Annotated in this window: 14 protein-coding genes; 2 read left to right on the plus strand and 12 right to left on the minus strand. The window is 63.8% G+C overall.

Going from position 1 to position 18,678, the window contains the following annotated elements:
* Positions 1 to 46: 46 nt before the first annotated feature.
* The 8 genes from BH95_RS19695 to BH95_RS19730 all read right to left on the minus strand — a co-directional run bounded on the left by BH95_RS19695 (position 47) and on the right by BH95_RS19730 (position 9,067).
* Positions 47 to 451 carry a hypothetical protein gene (locus BH95_RS19695; RefSeq protein WP_037183632.1) on the minus strand — a complete coding sequence of 135 codons (405 nt, stop codon included), beginning with the start codon at positions 449 to 451 and terminating at the stop codon, positions 47 to 49.
* 58 nt (positions 452 to 509) lie between these two features.
* Entirely contained in the window at positions 510 to 1,103 is a 594-nt protein-coding gene (locus BH95_RS19700) for a hypothetical protein (protein WP_037183633.1), read from the minus strand.
* Positions 1,100 to 2,797 (minus strand): peptidoglycan DD-metalloendopeptidase family protein, encoded by a 1,698-nt coding sequence (locus tag BH95_RS29825; protein ID WP_037183635.1) that lies wholly within the window; start codon positions 2,795 to 2,797, stop codon positions 1,100 to 1,102. The genes BH95_RS19700 and BH95_RS29825 overlap by 4 nt, the downstream gene beginning before the upstream one ends.
* 146 nt (positions 2,798 to 2,943) lie before the next feature.
* Positions 2,944 to 5,025, minus strand: a complete 2,082-nt coding sequence (locus BH95_RS19710) for a cutinase family protein (protein ID WP_052060199.1) — start codon at positions 5,023 to 5,025, stop codon at positions 2,944 to 2,946.
* Positions 5,026 to 5,063: 38 nt separating this feature from the next.
* Positions 5,064 to 6,353, minus strand: coding sequence for a MinD/ParA family ATP-binding protein (locus BH95_RS19715; protein WP_037183637.1), 1,290 nt, complete (start codon positions 6,351 to 6,353; stop codon positions 5,064 to 5,066).
* The gene (locus BH95_RS19720; RefSeq protein ID WP_037185244.1) at positions 6,353 to 7,009 is read right to left on the minus strand and encodes a hypothetical protein; all 657 of its coding nucleotides are present in this window, start codon (positions 7,007 to 7,009) and stop codon (positions 6,353 to 6,355) included. Before BH95_RS19720 ends, BH95_RS19715 begins: the two co-directional genes overlap by 1 nt.
* 74 nt (positions 7,010 to 7,083) lie before the next feature.
* A complete protein-coding gene (locus BH95_RS19725; RefSeq protein ID WP_244165050.1) occupies positions 7,084 to 7,677 on the minus strand; it encodes a hypothetical protein in 594 nt (197 codons plus the stop codon).
* Between the two features lie 49 nt (positions 7,678 to 7,726).
* Positions 7,727 to 9,067 (minus strand): hypothetical protein, encoded by a 1,341-nt coding sequence (locus tag BH95_RS19730; protein WP_244165053.1) that lies wholly within the window; start codon positions 9,065 to 9,067, stop codon positions 7,727 to 7,729.
* A gap of 1,121 nt (positions 9,068 to 10,188) precedes the next feature.
* On the opposite strand from BH95_RS19730, the gene BH95_RS19735 reads away from it, so the two are divergent.
* Entirely contained in the window at positions 10,189 to 10,641 is a 453-nt protein-coding gene (locus BH95_RS19735) for a helix-turn-helix transcriptional regulator (RefSeq protein ID WP_037183640.1), read from the plus strand.
* Between the two features lie 95 nt (positions 10,642 to 10,736).
* Here the strand turns inward: BH95_RS19735 and BH95_RS19740 are convergent, their stop codons facing one another.
* The 4 genes from BH95_RS19740 to BH95_RS19755 all read right to left on the minus strand — a co-directional run bounded on the left by BH95_RS19740 (position 10,737) and on the right by BH95_RS19755 (position 16,201).
* Positions 10,737 to 11,741 (minus strand): GAF domain-containing protein, encoded by a 1,005-nt coding sequence (locus BH95_RS19740; protein ID WP_037183642.1) that lies wholly within the window; start codon positions 11,739 to 11,741, stop codon positions 10,737 to 10,739.
* 52 nt (positions 11,742 to 11,793) lie between these two features.
* Positions 11,794 to 12,609, minus strand: a complete 816-nt coding sequence (locus BH95_RS19745) for an SDR family NAD(P)-dependent oxidoreductase (RefSeq protein ID WP_037183643.1) — start codon at positions 12,607 to 12,609, stop codon at positions 11,794 to 11,796.
* Positions 12,610 to 13,137: 528 nt separating this feature from the next.
* A complete protein-coding gene (locus tag BH95_RS28345; RefSeq protein ID WP_244165159.1) occupies positions 13,138 to 13,581 on the minus strand; it encodes an acyl-CoA thioesterase in 444 nt (147 codons plus the stop codon).
* Between the two features lie 1,168 nt (positions 13,582 to 14,749).
* A complete protein-coding gene (locus BH95_RS19755) occupies positions 14,750 to 16,201 on the minus strand; it encodes an NAD(P)/FAD-dependent oxidoreductase (protein ID WP_037185246.1) in 1,452 nt (483 codons plus the stop codon).
* Between the two features lie 1,590 nt (positions 16,202 to 17,791).
* On the opposite strand from BH95_RS19755, the gene BH95_RS19765 reads away from it, so the two are divergent.
* Positions 17,792 to 18,547, plus strand: a complete 756-nt coding sequence (locus BH95_RS19765) for an SDR family NAD(P)-dependent oxidoreductase (protein WP_037183649.1) — start codon at positions 17,792 to 17,794, stop codon at positions 18,545 to 18,547.
* The last annotated feature ends 131 nt before the right edge of the window (positions 18,548 to 18,678 follow it).

An 18,678-nucleotide genomic window follows, 5' to 3' on the forward strand; every position in this document is an offset into this window, starting at 1 on the left:
TGTCCGCGTCGGGGAGGCGTAAGAGTGGTGGTCGGAGCCGGGTCGGTTATGCGCCGGGCTGGACGAGGAGCAGGACCGCGCCGACGATCGGCGAGACAGCGGCCACTCCGCCCAAGATGATGAGGGAGAGCTTGAGATCCTCGCCCGCTTCGCTCAGATCGCTGGACATGTTGCGCTTGCGGGCCTTCCTGGAGCTGAGGAACGAGGTCAGTACCCACAGGCCCGCGAGGGCGATGCTGGCTCCCCAGATCGCCGCGAGCAGGCGCTTCCACGTCTGGTTCAGAGCGGGCCCGAACAGGCCGATGTCCGGGTTGACCCCGTCGTACGGGTTGACGGTCTGGGCGGCGGCGACTCCGCCGGCCAGGACGGTCAGCGCGGCGGTGAGGGCGAGGACGCCGAGTACGCGGCGCGCTCGGTGCGAAGTGCGGGTGGTGACGGATTCTGTGTCCATCGGGGGTTCCTTTCCGAAACGGGTTGTTCTGCAGTGCCAGTGGATGTACGAGGCGGGGCTATTTGTCTTGAATGCGGCTCACCTCCCAGCCGTCGGTGCCGCGCCGCAGGATCATCGCGACGACCCTCTCGCTCACCGGTGCACCGTCGATGCGTTGGGTGACGCGGTAGGACCGGTAGGCCGTCGAATCGGTCTGCGGGGGAACGGGTTCGTCGTCGGCGACGAGATCGGGGGTCAGCACCGCGCCGTCCGCGGCCCAGTCCAGCCATGCCGCGCCAGGGCTCGATTGCGCTGTGGTGGAGGTGATCTCACGCGCGTACTCGGAGGTGAGCAGCGGTGCGGTGCGGGCTGCGGCATCGTTGGGTCCGGCGTCGATAGAGGTGTTCCAGGTGAACCAGACCGTCAACGCCGCAGTGGCCACCGAGTCCGGATCCTGGCGGTCCACCCCTGCCGCGATGTCGGGCAGCGCGGTCGCGGCCGGAGCCGGGGTGCGGGTGGGATCGCTGCCGCTCGGCGGGGGCGTACCCGGTGTCCACTGCTGCGCCGGGATCGGCGGTGCCTCGCTTCCGTCGCAGGTGCTCTCTCCACTGCAGGCAGTGAGAACCGCTGCGGCGACGAGCAATCCGGTCAGGGCGGTGCGGGTGGTTCTCATCCGAATCTCCGTGCTGTCAGGCCGCTCGCGGGCGGGGTCCAGTCCGATACCTTCACGACGTCGCCGGACTGCGGTGCCTCGACGACCTTGTTTCCGCCGAGCCAGATGAAGATGTGGCCCGAGTGGGGTTGGATGATGTCGCCGGGAGCGAGCTCGCCGGGGGTGGCGATCACGCGGCCGCGGCTGTCGGCGATCTGTGCCGAGTCCTGGTGGGGGAGCACGATCGCACCGCCCGAGGCTTGTGCGACGGCGTAGAGGACCAGTCCGGAGCAGTCGAAGCCGACCTTGTCGAAGTCGCCGATCATGTCCGCGCGGCCGCCGCCGTCGCTGACACCGCGGGTGGGGCCGTTGCGGTCGCCTCCGCCCCAGGCGTAGGTGGTGCCGAGCCAGCGCATCGCGGCCGCGACGACGTTCTGACCGAACGGTCCACCGGGGACGATGCCCGGCGTGGCCTGGGGGACGGCGACGGAGAACGCTTCTGCTGCGCGGCGGGGAATCTTCGCGACGTAGTCGAGGGTTTCGGCGTTCTGGCACACCCGGCCCTGCGAGAGGGTCGCACCGGGCCCGCAGTTGTACATCGACAGGTACAGCTCGGTCAGGTCGCCGCTGACCTTGCCGGCGGCGAGCGAGTCCTTGGCGATGCCCGCTAGCTCGCAGTCGTAGGCGGCTTGACTCATCACCGCGTCGGCGATGCTGCGGGTGTCCTTGCGGCCGTCTCCGTCTCCGTCGACGCCTTTCGCGGCCCAGGTGGCGGGCATGAACTGCGCCGGTCCGTCCGCGCCGGAACCGTTGTTGTGGGCGTTGACGTTGAAGCCGCCCTCTTGTTCGAGCTGCGCGGCGACGACCGGGGCGGTGACCTCTGCGCAGACGGTGCCGGCCTTGACGATCCACGGCTCGAAGTCCGCCGGGACCGACCCCGGTCGCAGTCCGGTCGATCCGGCCGGGACTCCGCAGCCGGGTTTGATGGCGGCGGCGAGTTTGACCGATCGACTCGATACGCCTTGCGCCGCGGCACCGGTGGTCGGGGTCGCGGCGGAGGGGCCGGCCGGGGCTGCGGCGAGGACGTCTGCGGTGGCGGTCGGTGCGGTGGCACCGGCGGCGGCGAGCCAGGCGACGGGATCGACCGGGCTCGATCCGGATGCGAGGCGGGTGCCGGGCCAGACCTCGAAGTGCAGGTGCGGGCCGGTGGACTGTCCGGCGTTGCCGACGCCGCCGATCGGGTCGCCGGCTTTGACGGTCTGGCCCGCGGTGACCCCGACGCCGTCGTCGTTCATGTGGCCGTAGACCGTCGAGAGCGACTGTCCGTCGACGGTGGTGTCGATGATGATCCAGTTGCCGAACCCGCTGGCGTGTTCGGCCTTGACGACCGTGCCGTCGGTGGCCGCGTAGATCGGGGTTCCGATCGGGGCGGAGTAGTCCTGGCCCTGGTGTCCTTCGGCTTCGCCGGTGACCGGGTTCGTGCGGGCACCGAAACCGCTCGTGGCCTGATAGGTGCCTTCACGCAGCGGCATCACCACTGTTCCCGAGTGCGGGGCCACTACGGCCGCGCCGGCAGGCAGGCAGGTGCCTTCGTCGACCGGCGGTGTGCGATCGCCCGAGAGGACACCGAACATGCCGATCGCAGCGACGGCGGCGATCAGCAGCAGGCTCAGTGCGCCGGCACTGCCCTTGCTGCCCTGCTGTGATGCTGCCATCGGTGCATGTCCTCACGAATCGAAAAAGATGATCAGTGCCCGCCCGGACACCTGTGGTGGTACGTGTAGTTCGGTTGTGGTGCTGTAGTTTTCGGCTGCTCTGCGTCATGCCCGCCCGGCTGCAGAGCCTGCTCGGTGGCCGCCGGTCAGCCCCCGATCTTCTGGGTGAAGAAGTCGATGAGCCATTGCAGGGCGCTGCGGCCGGTGGAGTCGACCTTGAAGTCGCCGTAGGACTGGTGCGCACCGGAGGCGAAGAACGTCGCGGCGTCGATACCGGCACCGACCAGCTCGGCGGCATCGCCGGCACTCGGTGACGAGGCCAGTGAGACGAGACTGCCTGCCAGACCGGCGAAATCGCCGGTGGAGGCTTGCTGGCCGATCGCTGCGGACTGTCCGGTGACCTGGGTCTGTGCGCCGAGTTGGTCGGGGCTGGTCTTGGCGGCCGAGCCGGTCAGGACTCCGACCGCGACCGAGGCGAGGTCGAGCCCGATGGGAAGCAGCTCGGCGGTGGCCGCGAGGTTGCCGGTTTCGAGGATCTTCCACGCGACTTCCTGAATCGCGCCGACATCGTTGGCCAGGCGGATCACGTCGACGTTGCCGAGCAAGCTCAGCACCAGGGAGGCGATCTGCGCCGAGCCGCTGGGGTCGGGGATCATCGCCACCAACACCGACAGGGTGTGCAGATCCACTCCCGCGGCCATCTTCACGATCGGTGCGAACTGGTTGTTGAGATCTCCGGCGATCTTGTGCGATCCCGTGACATCGAGTGCAGCGACCTTCTGCGGCAACGCGATCAGGTTGTCGACGATGCCTTGGTAGTCCAGACTCGTGAAGCCGGTCGCGACGTTGACGACCTGGTTGACCACCGTCTTCGGCTTGAGCAGCGAGAGCACCTGCGTTGCCGAGGTCAGCGCGTCCGGGGACACGGACTGCAACGGTGCGACCTGCCCGCCCAGGGTCGACGCAGTGCCTGCGAGGCCGGCGGTGGTGCCGGTGCCGCCCAGTACCGACGATGCGGTGTCGGCGATCGAGGTCGCTGTGCTCAGGACTGCGGGAATGTCGATCTGGTCCAGTGCGTCGAGCACCGTCGAGGTCTTGGCCTCCGGTGATCCTTCCGGGGCGGTGTCGAGAGTCGAGCGGATGCCGGGGTTCGCGGCGATCACCGACTGCACGTCGGCGACCGGTTCGAGGGTGTTGAGCAACGATGTCGCGGAGGCCCCGACGCTGGCGACCTGCGACTGAGTGCGGTTGGTTCCCACCGAGTCGGGCAGGGTGGCTACCCGCTCCCCGAGAGTCGATGCGGTGTTCGCGGCACCGGCCAGATCGACGCGGGAGAAGTCCGAGACCAGCGACGACGAGAAATCGCTGACCCCTCCGGCCTGTGTCGGCGTCGTTCCCGGCTGTGTCCCGGCACCGGTCACACCGCCCTGCGCGGTCGTCGACGGCACTGCGGTACTCGACGCTGCCGCGGTTGACCCGGTTCCGGCCTGTCCGCCGGTGGTGGCCGGGTCGACAGGCTTGTTCGCCAAGACCTTGCCCAGGCCCGCGAGCAGACCGTCCTTGCCGGCGTTCGTCGAGCAGTACAGGTCCGTGGGATTGCAGAGCTGCTTGACCACCGGGGCGAGAGAGCCGAAGCCTTCGGGCCGGACCCCGCCGATGCCCTGGCCGTCGACCTTCGGTCCGACGACGGTGCCGCCGGCGGTGCCCTGGTGCGGATCGGCGACCAGGCCGACGCCGAGAATCCGGGACGCGGGAACGACGCCGCGTCCGTTACCGATCTCGGCGGCGACGTCGCCGGCGGCGTCCGCGCCTTGGGAGTAGCCCGAGAGCAGGAACTTCGACGTCGCGCACGCCGAGGTGAGGATGTTGTTGATGGCGCTCTTGCCGGTTTCCTTGCTGTCGGCGTAGGTACGGCCCTTGTCGAACGCCGACGCCGCGTACGCCGGGTAGTAGACCTCGATGTCGTTGCCGTACTTCTGTTTCAGGGCGTTGCCGACGGTGGCGAGCATCCCGACCGGGGTGGTGGGATTCGCCGCGGCATTGGTCTCCCACGTACCCGGGGCCATGATCGCGACGTACTTCGCGCACGAGGTCGCCGCCGTCGCTGCCGGTGCGGCGTGTGCTGGGACAGCGCCCAAGGCCAGGACCACCGCGGCGGCTGCTGCCATCGCGGAGTGCGCCCAGCGCGGTCGTCGTAGCGCGGTGGTGAGCGTTCTCTGGCCGGTCATGGTGTTCTCCTCGTGTGCTCGAGCGGGGTGGGGACGGGTCAGGCTCCGCGACGGTCGCGGCTGCGCCGCTCCCACTGCGAGAGCTGTGGGGGTGGTGCGCTGTCGGGCTGGCGGTACACCGGCTGCGGGGAATACGGATCGGTGAACTGATAGGCCGCGCCGGCTCGTGCCGCGGCGACGTTGTCGGCGACCAGCGCGGTGACATTGGTGTAGGCCTCGATCGTGTCCGGGGGGAGGTCCTTATAGACGATCCGATCGCCGCGGGCGAGCGCTGATTCGTACGGGGCCTGAATAAAATTGCCTTCCTGGACACCGAGATTGCGCAGGTCCTCGAAGACCGCCGACGCCAACTGCGGGTTGGAATCGGGTGTTGCACAGGTCACGACGATCGTCGACGCCAACAGGTGCCCGTAGCCGCGGGCGATGATGCCCTCGAGCATCTGATAGACCTGCCGGGCGATGTCGAGGCGTAGCGGGAGCGGAACGACCAGGGCATCGGAATGCTGCACGGCCCACTGCCAGGACTCGGCCAAGGGATTGGCGGCGGTGTCGATGACGATCAGGTCCCGGTGTCGGCGCAGCACTGCCATCACCGCGGCGCATTCGTCCCACCCCAGATTGCGCTCACGGTCGGCCGAATTGTCCGCAGCAAGAATGTCTTCCATCGTCGGTTGACGCCGCAGGAACGCGTTGAGCGATCCCGATACCGCCGACGAGGACGCCAGCTCGTGTGCATGGTCGAGCAGGTCCCACACCGTGAGCTCCGGATCGGTGGTGCGGGCGGCTCGATCGCCGAGACTGCCGAGCGATTCGCTGGCGTCGAACACCGTCACCCCGTGGCCACGGTGCTTACCGAACGTCGAACCGAGCAGCACCGATGTCGGAGTTTTGCCCGCTCCGCCCTTGGGATTGATGACCGAGACCACCGAGCATCCGGGAAGGGGTTGTTGCACAACGCGAATCGACTGACGCAGTCTGACTTCGGCCGAGGTGGGCTTGGGCTTGAGATGAGTTCCCAGGGCGGCGTTGATCCGGCCCCTCAGCCCTGCTTCGGCGGGCTCGGCGGTCGGGTCTTCTTCCTGGCGGTCGAACAGTCGTGCTCGGTAGAACGCTGCGGGGTCGACGTCGGGTGTTTCGACCGCTGCCAATGCGTCCTGCCCGACCCCGTACGGGTCCGGTGCCGTGTCGTCGGCCGGCTCTTCCGCAGGCTGTTCGTCCGGTTCGGATTCGGGTCGTCGTAGGCGTTGAGCGCGGAGGTTGACGGTGTCCTCGGCTTCGTACCCCGCGACGGGGTTGTCGACGTCTGGGCGCGGGTGCTGTTCGGCCATCAGCCGACCTCCGCTTGATCGTCGACGAGCAGATCGGAGAGCCGGATGGCCTGCCACGGACGGTGTCCGGGAACCTCGCACCACACGGTGGCCGGGTTCTCGTCGTCGATCTCGAGGCGTTCGAGGTGCACTCCGTATCGCGCGGCGAGAGCTGCGAGCCGTGTGCCGTCGAGGTGCGGGTTGGAGATATGCAGTATCAGCCGGATCGCGGGGGCGTCGAGCTCTTCGCGTAGCTTGCCGGCGAGAAAGGCTGCCTTGCCGGCCGCCGAGTCGTCGGCCGATGTTTGATCGCCCTGCCGAAAGACCGCGTCCTTGGCGTGAAATGTTCCGTACCAGGCTGTTTCGTCACCGTCTCCGACCACTGCGAAGCTGCCACGCTCATCACCTGCGGCGTAGAGCTCGACCACCGGTGCGGCCGATGCCGCGGAGGCGACGGCGTCGGTGACCTGCTCGGCTTCGCTGGCGCGCAATCCGTCGTAGTCGAGGTCGAGCTGCTTGTAGAGCTCTCGTTTGATCTTCTGCCACATCGACCAGTCGGTCAGCCCGGACTTTTCGGCCCATGCGCGGATCTCGCTCGCGGTCGACGCCTCGAGGGTCTCGCGTGCCTGTCGTACTGCGGTGGCGGCCTCGGCCCATTCGCTCGCTGCATCGCTCATGTCCTGACGTTCCTTTCGTGGTGGCTGTTCGCCGCGGTGCTGCGGCGATCTCGCGCTGTGGCGGCGGTGGGTGATCACGCTTGCTCGATGGCGGCGATGACGTAGCGACCGTCGACCTTGTCGGTGGTGATCCGTTGGCGGTACTGCGTCCCAGGCCCGTTCGGGCCGCTCTCGGTGAGAGTGAGGGTGTAGCAGCCGGTGCGCAGCGGGTCGATGTCGAGGCAGTAGGTGGTGCCGACCGGGACGGTGGCGATACCTGCGTCCAGGTTGGCTTCGACGGTGAACGGGGCACTTGCCGGGGCGTTCGGTGACACCAGAGCGTGCGCGGCCGCGCCCGATCGCTGGACGTAGTACGCGTGCTCGAACGCGGCGATGACCCCGGGGCCGCTGTTCTGATCACCGGTCGGCATCGAGCAATCCGGCCCGGCCGCAACGGTTGTCGGCGCGACGGAGGAAGCGGCTATCGTGTCGGTGGCTGTCGTGTCCGGCTCGGAGTCGCCACCGCTGAGCAACACAGCGGCGGCGACGGCTACGAACACGACAGCAGCCCCGGCGGCCGCGATCGCGCGTCGGCGCGATCGCGGCACACGGGGCGAGCTCGACGGCACCCCTGATCGGGCTGGGCCGGTGGCACTGGCAATCGGAGATGTCGTCGAACGGCGGATCATCTGGAATGTGTCCTTCCTGGCTGGTTCAACTAGCTGGCTGTAGGGCGAATCAGGCGGGTGCGAACGCCGCCTGCAAGCCGCCGAGAGCGGCAGTGGCCTGATCGACGATGGGTGCGGCTGCGGTGTTGACCGCGGCGACGGTGTCGGCGACGGCAGGCTGCTCGAGGGCCTTCGAGGTGAACCCCTGTGCTGCTTCGACGGCCGGTGCGGTCCACACCGACGCATCGTTGACGGCTTTGTCTACGATCGGAGCCGCGTTCTGAACGGCTTTGTCGGCCGCCGCGAGAACCTGACGGCCGTTCGGGTCGGCCGCGAGAGTGTCGCGAACTTGCCCGATGGGACCGGGGAGATCGACTGTCGCGGCCGGCGGGATCGTCGGAACGCTGTCGGCAGCCGGGGGAACCACTGCCGGGGCGGGGGCCGGCTCTTCGATGATCTGCTGCTCGCCGCCGAGGACGGTGGCACCGAGGATGCCGCCCATGACAGCGCCTGCGCCGGTCAGGCCCAGCACGATCGGTGCCGACAGTGCTGCGCCGACGCCTGCACCGGCAAGTGCGGCTGCGCCGGGGATGAAGACCCAACCCACCGGTCCTCCCCAGACGACCGCACCGGTGCCGGTGGTAGCGGCGACTCCGAGTCCGCCGCCGACAGCAGCAGCGGTGCCGGTGATCACCGCGGCCGGGACCACCGATGCAGCGAGGCCGACAGCGCCACCGGTGATGACACCGGTCGCGGTACCCGCTGCGATCCGGTCGGCGCGGGGCGCGTCGGCGAATCCGTTGTCCACAAGCCAGTTTCCGCCATCGGCTTGTATCGCCTGCAACGTGTTGTTGGTACGTGTGAGCAGGTTCTGGTCGACGATGTTGGTATCGACCGGCACCAACGTGCCGCCGGCGATGAAGGTTCCGGGCGGGGCCTCGATCGGGGCGATGACCTTGCGCTGCACCGTCGGGACCGGCGGCGGTGGCGGCGGTGGCGGCGGAGTCGCCTGCAGCGCCGGGGGTGCTTCACTCGGGGCAGCCGGCGGAGCGGGGGCCTGGTAGTAAGTGTTCTGGTAGTTCGAGGACTGCTGGTTACCGGCCAAGTAGTCGTCGTAGCTACGCGATGGGGTTTGCTGCACCTGTGGTGAGGGCTGGTAGCCGTCCAAGTACTGGCGCGGTTTCGGAGCTGGCGGCGGCGGGATGGCCGGTGCCGTCTGCGGTGTGCTCGTGACCCCCGGTTGTGATCCTCGAGGACTGGTCACTCCCGGCTGAGATGGTGCAGCCTGCGCGGGAGCGGCCTGCACGGTCAGGCCGGCGATCGTCACCGCGGCCACGGCGGGCAGCGATTTGATCACCCGCCCTCGCTTCTTGGATGAGCGGTGGTGTCCGGTGCCCTGTGATGCTGGCATTGGTGCCGATCCCTTCCTGGTGCGACCCGGCGATCGGGTCGTGCTGGTGAATGCGTCTGCGGGCCAATTACTCTGGCGACAATTGGTTTTAGTGAGTCGGTGGGGAGAAGTGGATGGGTGCGTGCGATCGATAGGTTGTGGGCCAGTTGCACGCACCCATCACGTGCTAGAGGCTCAGAGCCAGCCGAAGACCACCGACCAGAACCAAGGCTGCTGGAAAATCCACATCAGGTACGGAATCCTTTCTGTGCGAACGGGTGTGGGTTCGAGGGGCGATGTCCCGGCGGGGCCACGCAGCGCTGAACATGATGAAATGCGCTTACTACGCGACCCTCGCGCCGGTCCACCGGTCGAGCTACAAGGCGCGGGGGAGCTCCTGTAGCTCACGAGTGGGGCTATCAGCGAAAGCCCACTCGAGTCGGGGCAGTCCGAACTGCCAGGTCTACGGCATACGGGTAGGAATGGACCGCTCGTTGCACGATGTGGATGGCTTCCACTCGGCTAGCAGTGCTCCGTCGTCACCGATGTATTGATGGCGACCGGAATGCCCGTGGTCGAGCGAGCATGCAATCAAGTCGCCATGTGTCCGATTCACGACGATCGCCGTGCAGAACTGATGCTCTGGGAGGAAATTCGGCTCCATCGCATCCCGTGCGGTGCTCACTTCGGTTCGGCCCCGTGACTTCGACGGAAACGGCAATGTCGGTCGAATGCGCTTGCTGTCGCACCTCGTCCGTAACGGCTCAACGCTGAACTTCGACGACGGTAAATGCTGGTCTGAGCCGTCGATGGCATGTGCGATGCGGCAAGGGCGAGCGACGCGAACATGTGGAACTCCCGACAGGAATGATCGGACGGATTCTTTGAACAGACCGACCTGATGTCCCGCGCTACAAGCAGTGCCGAGATAGGCAAGCACCGAGGAATCCCTTTTGGGCGCGCATCAGGACTGTAGAACAGGTTCAGTGCACCGCGCAATTGGTTCAGCTCCGTAGCACCGAGATCGAAGGGATGCATGACAGCAACTGTAACGCGCAACTATAAAACGCACAAGAGTCCAAAGTCATGACGGATCGAGGAAGATGGGACTGTCTTGAAAGGTCGACAGGGAGTTGGGGACAGTGCCGCGAAGCGGAGTTCGTGGGTTTCGCGCCGACCGGTTGCGTGAGCTACGGGTACGGGCGGGGTTCAGTGCAGACGACCTCGCAGCGAAGGTGGGCGCGACGAGGCAGGCGGTATCGACCTGGGAAACTGGACGCTCGACGCCACCGCCTGCGACGCTTGGCCGAATCGCGAACGCCCTGCACACGTCCGTAGCGGCGCTGGTTCCGATCCCGCAGTCTCAGCTCAAATTGTCCGACCTGAGGGTGCATGCGGCGCTGTCCCAGGGTGACGCTGCGCAGCTGCTCGGGATGTCGACTACCGTTCTCGCCGACATCGAGCGTGGGCGAAAGTCCGAGACCGAGGAGCGCATCGAGTCGTTCGCCGAAACGTATGGTGTGTCGACTCGAACAGTGGCAGCTGCGTGGAGTCGAACTCGCGATGCCCGCACGACACGCGCACAATCCTTGTAAAAGACGCAACTATTAAACGCACCTTCGGAGTTCACGCTTCAACTGCACTCAGTCCGGAGTGGGCTATGTGGGTCCGCATGGGTCCGCGAACTTATTTACTCCTCGCACAATTCGGTCAGAGTGACGAGTGCGGCCGTGGTGTGCTGATCGAGTGAAACTAGAACGGCATCAATTGTCATCGGCTTCCAGTCGCCGTCAAGAGTTCTGAACCGAAGCACGCCGTTGGTGCGTTCGCGTGCGAGTGCGTTCGACATTTGCTTCGCAATTGGTATGTCGTCCGGATGAATCGCCGGTACCGGTTCGTCAGGAAGGTTTTCCCAGCAGATACTCGGTGCAGGTTCAGAGTTGTACCAGCGCAGCAAGCTCAGATTTCTAAGGTTGACCAGTGCGCGGTACTCGCCCTCCTTGGTGGAAGCCTCCAGAACGCGATGCTCGAGAATCGTGGGTGGGGGAGCGATATTGATTTCACCTGCGGGGCCGATGTCCTGGGTGATACCCCTCAGGATGACTTCGGTGCCCGAAATCCCGTCTTCGGCAATCATCCGGCACGAGAAATGCGCGGCTCGAAGTTCGCCGTCGTCCCGCCTCACTGTCCAGACCGCTTGGTGAGTGGTGCCCGGCGCTGATTGCACGATCTTGGCCATAGCTTCGCTCTCGTCCCGGTTGGTGACAAGTCGGGTGAACGCTCCGGCGAGTGCACGCTGCGTCTCGCGCTCGTCTTGCGGAACGCAGTAAAGGTCGAGTAGATCGTTGCTACCGCTTGCTGTGCTCTTGGTTAGGTTGAACTGCCACGCCCCGGCGGCGTCTCGTCGAGGTGGAGTCTCGTCGCGCTGGCCGAGCCACACCCATGCGCCATGTGTACGGCCCGCGAAGGTGTGCAGTGGTTCGGCCAGAATTCGCCTGTAGCGGTCTTTGCATGGCCGATCCACTACGGTGCCTGTGGAAAGCGCCTCAGCTACCGCGGCGACTGCCTCTTCGCGGCTGGTGGAGCTGCGGAGAACTTTACGAGGTGGAACAAAGGATTTGGGCGAAGACCCAACTCCAATCACGGTAGGCTCCGCGTCTCCGAACGTCTCTATCAGGATCCAGCTGTTCGACATAGTTGACCGACCCCCGCAGGTCTGGTGAATGGTTTCTGTTGATGACGACTTGTTAGGTCCGTCGTAGTGCTTGGAGCGAAGGCAGCAGCCGTTGGTACTGAGGGCCAAGTACGCGCGTGGTCGCGGTGACGAGGCGGGCGTCGTTCCCTATAGTCACCTGCGACTTCCCCCTCCACGCACCCGCAATGATCCTTCGGGCGGCCACTTCGGGGGTGGTTCGGGCTATGCGGCTATCGAAAAAATCGGCAGTCCGCGCGTGATCAACGCCTGGTGCCGCCCGCGCCGTCCGAGCGATCGACGTCTTGAGTCCACCAGGTATCACACAGGTCGCACGCGCGGTTCGTGACGCCAGCCGCAGTTCTTGGTTGAGGGCCTCGGTGAAACCTCGTACGGCAAACTTGGATGCGTTGTACGCCGAATAGCCGGGTGCAGACATGACACCAAATGCAGACGACACGTTGACGATTCGACCTCGACGCGACTTCAGGATGTCCGGCAAAAAAGCGCGAGAGCTGTTGACGACACTCTCGAAGTTGGTCGCCATCACTAGATCGAAGTCAGCTGGGGGAGTGTCGATGACATCGCCGCTGTAGAGAACGCCTGCGACGTTGAAGACCGCATCGATACCGCCCAGTGCGGAGCGTGACGACGCCGCCCACGAATCAATTTCGATTCGGTTGGTGACATCCAGGTGAGTCGCGTGTGCGGTGTTGGTGGTAGCCGCGCACTCTGACTGTGTGTCGAGGAGGGCATCAAAGTTATTGTCTGCGAGAGAAAGAGACCAGTTCGAGCGTGCTAGTTGCAGAGCGACCTCACGGCCCACTCCCGAACCTGCCCCGGTGACCGCTGCTTTCCATTCCCCCGGCATCTGCTCTGCCTCCTAGATCTCGGTGCCATCGGTAACTAGGCACCGTAACGACTCCTCGCTCATCGCGCTAGCAACCAGCTGGTCTGTATCCGGTCGCTCGGATGAGCTGTGTCCGACAGCCACCTCCGGCACCTCGATCGTGGCGATCAACTATCGTCGTCACACCGCCGGACGTCTGTCCCCGTCCGCGAATGACCCCGTCGCCGAGAAGCCCTCCGGGGTACGGCGCGAGTAGGCCGGAGCCGGGGATCGACCATCTCCATGCGACCCACTGCTCGTCGAGGACACGAGCTGTTTGGAGGACTCGACCGAGAACGGTGTCGGGGCTGTGCAAACGCATTCCCTGAGCGCCGTGACTTGGTCATCCTGCTGCTTCTAGTTGACCGATGCTTGCGGCCGAAGCGAGTTGGTGGAGATGGTGTGCTGAGTCGCAGTAGTCGACGCTCAAGCACAAGTGCCGCAACCTTCGTAGGATCTGCGCGGGCGCCGCCGAATCCCGTGTCGCACGCGGGACTCTCGTGAATACTGTCAGATTGGTTGCTGATGTGTTGTCAGGTTCGCGAACCCCTGTCTGCGGGCGCGGGCAGAGTTATAGCGCTGTATGGCGATCTCACCGCTCGGATGCAGTGGTGGAACAGGTGCGGGATTGCCGGCCCCGTCTACGGCAACCATCGTGAAGTAAGAACTGTTGACATGTCTGAGTTGCCCCGACCGAATGTTCTCGGCATCCACGCGAATACCGATTTCCATTGAGGTCCGTCCGGTGTAGTTGACCGAAGCGGAGAAAGTCACGAGCTCACCGACGTGTATTGCCTCTCGAAAAATTACTCGGTCAACTGAGATTGTCACGACATAGGTTTGCGCGTATCTACTCGCGCAAGCATAGGCAACTTGATCCAGTAATTTCAGTAGCGCACCACCATGAACATTTCCCGAGAAATTGCTCATGTCCGGTGTCATGAGGACAGACATTGAGAGTGCCACTTGGCCGCGCGGGACGGCCTGATCGGATGAGACGTGGTCGGTCTCGGTACTATGCTGCATTGCACTCCTGATAACGTCAATAATTGAGGCGTAGATCCGACTGAGTAAGCGATTCCGTGAAGCAAATCCAGTGGTCACTTCGAAGCGCTTCCTTGCGAACAGTTCGGAGACGGCGAACGCTCAGTGCATGTTGGTGGGTGGTGATAGGGCCACTTTGGCGTAAGTCAGTCTGCCTATACGGGGACCGAAGTGTAGCCGACAATCTACGTTCGATCTGACGATGTGTACCAGCAAACGTGCTACACACGCGCTGTCCTCGGCGACCTTGATGGGTCCGGCCGCGCCACGATATTGAACCGCGAGACGGTCGTCATCGGGACCTTTCACTTCTCGAAGTCCTTTGCGCTCAGGCGTGTACCTAGCCGATCGGCCAGATTCGACATTGTTTCGATCGCGCGAGCTTCGTAGAGTACACCTTGGAAAACTGATCTGCGCAGCGGTTGTGACGATGCCAGGAATGGCGTTGGTGTCCGACGTGGGGGGAGTGCCAAGTGTGGGAACCGTGGAAATGCTGGCGACGCCGTGCACGGGAATTGCGCTCCACGTAGAAGTAGGGATTACATCACTGCTCGCCGTCCGGAACTAGTAAACGCGATGCTGCGTACAATTCGAGGCTGAGATGACGAGCTTCGAGGGGCTTACTGATGACGCAGATCAACCGGCCGGCAAGCGCTGCTAACCAGTCCCCGGCCGCGTTGGCAGGACGTGCGTGTGGAGTCGAAGCGGCCGGCATCTACAGTCCTACTCTGTACGTCCGCCAGCATTTTGGATCAGCGATCACAGAGTTGTTTCTCATTGAAGCGAGTTTGTACACGTGTAAAGATCGAACAACGAATGATCGTGCTGACTTCGGCCGGCATGAGTGCATCGGCTTCACGGACCAGATATCCACCGTCGACGGGCAAATATGTGCCGGTTGCTGAAGGTTCGGGATGGGTATGGACGATTTCAGAATTGGCGTCATTATTGTTGTCCTAGGTTCATGAGATCGATCGGAAATCGGCGAAGTCCGGCGAATCAAAGGCGAATGGCTTGGCTTCGCCTCTTCCGAAGCCGGCAGCGCATCATTCGGCGCATTCGTGTATTGGTCTGCTGGTTAACCTCGGGTTCCTTGCAGTGGGCGCGTAACGGACTTTGGGTCCGGTGCAGTGACTTCGATACCGGCGTCGCTCGGGTCGGGCGCATTGAAACGGACCATCGCGGCCCGTGCGTCCACCTGCTGCTCGGTCATCGCGAGTTGGCCACGGCCGCGGGAGAAGAACGCCGTGAGCCACGAGATGACGGTCGTCAGACGGCTACGGAAGCCAACGATGTACACCAGGTGCACCAGCAACCACATCATCCAGGCGATGAACCCGGTGACCTTGATCGGTCCGACCTGCGCAACGGCACTGAATCGCGAGACGGTCGCCATCGAGCCCTTGTCGAAGTATTTGAAGTCCTTGCGCGTCGGTACGTCCCGGCCTGCGCGGACGGCTTCGACTCCCGCGGATATGGTACGTGCTGCGTAGCGGCCACCCTGAATCGCAACCTGTGCAACGCCGGGGAGCTTGTCGAGACTCATCATGTCGCCGACGACGAAAACTTCGGGGCGGCCGGGGAGCGTCAGGTCCTTGTTCACCACTACGCGTCCGGCGCGGTCGATCTTGGCACCGGACTGCTCGGCGAGTTGCTTACCGAGCGGGCTCGCCGCAACTCCTGCGGACCACACCTTCGTGCGGGCCGCGATGCGTCGAACAGTGCCGTCACCGTCCTTGACCGACAGGCCGTCGGCATCGACGTCGGTGACCATCGCGCCTAGCTGGATGTCGACGCCCATCTTTGTCAGACGCTTTGCGGCGGCCTGGCTGAGGGAATCGGCGAACGGCGGCAGTACCTTCGGTGCGGCGTCGAGAAGGATGATGCGGGCACTGCGGCTGTCGATGTGGCGGTAGGTGCCACGGAGCGTCTTGTGCGCCAACTCGGCTATCTGACCGGCCATTTCGACTCCGGTCGGTCCTGCGCCGACGACGACGAAGGTAAGCAGCTTCTCGATCTCGGCTGGATCCGTTGCGAGTTCGGCCTGGTCGAATGCGCCGAGAATACGGCCGCGGAGTTCGAGGGCGTCGTCGATGGTCTTCATGCCGGGTGCATAGTCGGCGAAGTGGTCGTTGCCGAAATAAGACTGACCCGCGCCCGCGGCGACGATGATGCTGTCGTAATGGGTGACGGTGACGCGCTCGAGGAAGCGGGACGTGACGGCCTTCGCGTAGAGGTCGACGGCGGTGACATCGCCGAGGATGACCGATGCGTTGTGCTGATCCTTGAGGATCAACCGGGTCGACGGGGCGATCTCGCCTTCGGACAGGATCCCGGTTGCCACCTGGTACAGCAGGGGCTGGAACAGGTGATGAGTGGTCTTGGCAATGAGCGTGACGTCGACGTTGGCTTTACGCAACTGTTTCGCCGCGAACAATCCACCGAACCCGGAGCCAATAATAACGACCTGGTGTCTGTGGATGCGCTCCGCGAGAGCAGGGGTTAGCTCGGGCGTGTCAGATGCGAGAATGGTCAGGTCCTTCCACGTTCGGGACGGCCGGGATACGGCTGTCGAGCACTCGCTGATGCAGCGAACCATCGGGGTCACTACTGTTTGCATCGGCTGCATTGGTAGATTCCGTCACCGTCAGCCTTCTTTATCCACTATCTGGTGAGCCAAGTCCAATATCGAAACTCGATACGGCTTATCAGTCTCAGCAATTCAGGCTGAGTCGTGGGGATTGGCCCGCGACCAACGCCCCTCGAAGTCGCGACTTGGTGGCACCGTAAGAGGATGAATCATCAGTGTGAACTGGTCATGTCGACCTCCGATCTGCTCCTACCGGTTTGTTGGTACGGGGAGCGACGTCAGGGAGAAGTCACTACCAGGCCTATAAGTGGTATCGGCTTTCGATACTGGATTTTGATATAAGGAAGTTGTGAAATTGGTCTGGAAAAATCTTGAAGTTCCGATCTCCGAGGTTAGCCGACGCTCATATGATCCCGAAAGCAGCTGAATGACCGCGAAAACGAGAGAAACGATCGCAAAAGACTGTCAGGTCTCGAACCGCAGCTGTATCCACGTGATCAGCGATGGGGGAGCAGACTGCTACCCAAATGCATACCTCATTCGCGTGATGCAAGGCGGAGATCTGCTGGTACTGGACCATGATCGGGTACGAGTGGCTTCGTACACGCCTGGAATGTGGACAATCGACGTCCTCACGAGCGGTTGAACGAGCTGACCGATGACGCTACTGCTCTAAGAGCAACCTCGAGATGCAGAGTCGGATCCAAACGGTTGGACGGTCGACTTGATGTGGGCCGTCATCTGCCCGGCACCGCCGACTTGTCATCAACAATTCTGAAACGCCTCTCCGTCGGCGACGATGGTTCACCGACTAGCCGTCCATGGTCGGTGCCACCCGTCGCCACCGCAAACTTGGAGTCGTAGTAGAAATGCCGTTCGGGCCCGTTCGCTTCGACTTGGATCCCGCGTTGATTGGTGCCCATTTCGCCGATGAGCTCAGGCAGCGCGCGGTTGTTTGGGCCCGTCCTGCCTCGGACCAGAGCAACAGTACGGACGAAGGTGCAGCTCCACCTCAATCCGGAACGAAGTACCGGGCCGAGGTATTCAGCAACTGATAGCGGGCGATGTCGGCTCGCCGACCTTCGCAAAGTAGGGGAGCGTGCTCCGCTCGGCCCAGCGCATTGGTTACGGCAAAGTCGATTCGCACGTTGCGCAGAACCACCGCTGACGTAGTCATGCAATCCGGCAACCCTTGCAATTGCAGCCGGGATGGCTCCCACTTTTCGTCGCCGCGGAGCTGTGCTCGTGGGCCGCGGAGCCGGAGCGCGGTCGACCAGATACCGCCGTTCGGCGGCATCGAATTCACAACGCGCGCGCTACGGATCGAGTACCTCATCCGACTTACCCACGACGTGTGCCTTTTCGGTGGATCTGCCACGCGAGTGTCACCTGGTGTGCAAGTCGGCGGGCACCTGACCTTGACGCAACCGTCTACATATGAAACTGTCTTTCACAGGCGAACGTGCGTCACGTCACATCCAGAGCTGGCTGTGACCTCGACGCCTCTGACAATTCATAGGAGATTGAGTGATGTTGCGATTTGAAGGCCGGACTGTCGTTGTGACAGGCGCGGGTAGTGGAATCGGTGCCGCGACCTCGGCTCGATTGATCGACGAGGGTGCGACTGTCGTCGTCGTGGACGTCACGCAGGAGGCGGTCGACGCGGCAATCGCCAACGTGTCCAACGCCGACCGCGTGCACGGAGCGGTGCTGGATGTCTGCGATCACGCCGCAGCCGTGAAACTTCTCGACACGATGCACCAGAAGTTCGGCAGTATCAACGGGCTCGTCAATTGCGCCGGCATCACCGGTGCAGGAACAATTGTCGACCTCGACCCTGAGGCGCATCGCAAGATCATGTCTGTCAATCTCGACGGCACGATAAACATGTGCCAGGCCTTCGTGCTGGCCGAGAAAGACACCCAAGGTCCGCGGGCGATCGTGAATATCTCCTCAGGGGCAGGGATTCTCGGTGTGCCGAATCGGCTCTCGTACGTCGCGTCCAAGTTTGCGATCTCCGGAATCACGAAATCGATGTGCCCTGAGCTGGGTCCCCTAGGTATACGCGTCAATGCGGTGGCTCCCGGAATGACCAGAACGCCTCTCACCGATTACATGATGAACGACCCGGTGAAGGCCGCATCGATCAATGCAAAACATCCAATTGGTCGAATCGGTTATCCCGAAGAAATCGCGGCGGCAATCGTCTTTCTGCTCAGCGATGACGCCAGCTTCATGACGGGCTCGGTCGTTTCGGTGGACGGCGGGCAGACAGCATGCCTATAGGGGCGCAGAAGTGTTGGTCATGGGCCACTACCGACACTTTGTATCGGCCGATCACTGTTTCGAGATCTGGATTGCCAACGAAACGGCCACCCCGACAAACCGACAACACCAATCACCCAATCGGAGAAAAC

The organism is Rhodococcoides fascians A44A (genome assembly GCF_000760735.1).
GTDB classification, from domain to species: Bacteria; Actinomycetota; Actinomycetes; order Mycobacteriales; family Mycobacteriaceae; genus Rhodococcoides; species Rhodococcoides fascians_E.

Coding starts and splice junctions, on each gene's coding strand:
- BH95_RS19695 (WP_037183632.1), bottom strand. CDS start 451: ATGGACACAGAATCCGTCACCACCCGCACTTCGCACCGAGCGCGCCGC.
- BH95_RS19700 (WP_037183633.1), bottom strand. CDS start 1,103: ATGAGAACCACCCGCACCGCCCTGACCGGATTGCTCGTCGCCGCAGCG.
- BH95_RS29825 (WP_037183635.1), bottom strand. CDS start 2,797: ATGGCAGCATCACAGCAGGGCAGCAAGGGCAGTGCCGGCGCACTGAGC.
- BH95_RS19710 (WP_052060199.1), bottom strand. CDS start 5,025: ATGACCGGCCAGAGAACGCTCACCACCGCGCTACGACGACCGCGCTGG.
- BH95_RS19715 (WP_037183637.1), bottom strand. CDS start 6,353: ATGGCCGAACAGCACCCGCGCCCAGACGTCGACAACCCCGTCGCGGGG.
- BH95_RS19720 (WP_037185244.1), bottom strand. CDS start 7,009: ATGAGCGATGCAGCGAGCGAATGGGCCGAGGCCGCCACCGCAGTACGA.
- BH95_RS19725 (WP_244165050.1), bottom strand. CDS start 7,677: ATGATCCGCCGTTCGACGACATCTCCGATTGCCAGTGCCACCGGCCCA.
- BH95_RS19730 (WP_244165053.1), bottom strand. CDS start 9,067: ATGCCAGCATCACAGGGCACCGGACACCACCGCTCATCCAAGAAGCGA.
- BH95_RS19740 (WP_037183642.1), bottom strand. CDS start 11,741: ATGTCGAACAGCTGGATCCTGATAGAGACGTTCGGAGACGCGGAGCCT.
- BH95_RS19745 (WP_037183643.1), bottom strand. CDS start 12,609: ATGCCGGGGGAATGGAAAGCAGCGGTCACCGGGGCAGGTTCGGGAGTG.
- BH95_RS28345 (WP_244165159.1), bottom strand. CDS start 13,581: ATGTCTGTCCTCATGACACCGGACATGAGCAATTTCTCGGGAAATGTT.
- BH95_RS19765 (WP_037183649.1), top strand. CDS start 17,792: ATGTTGCGATTTGAAGGCCGGACTGTCGTTGTGACAGGCGCGGGTAGT.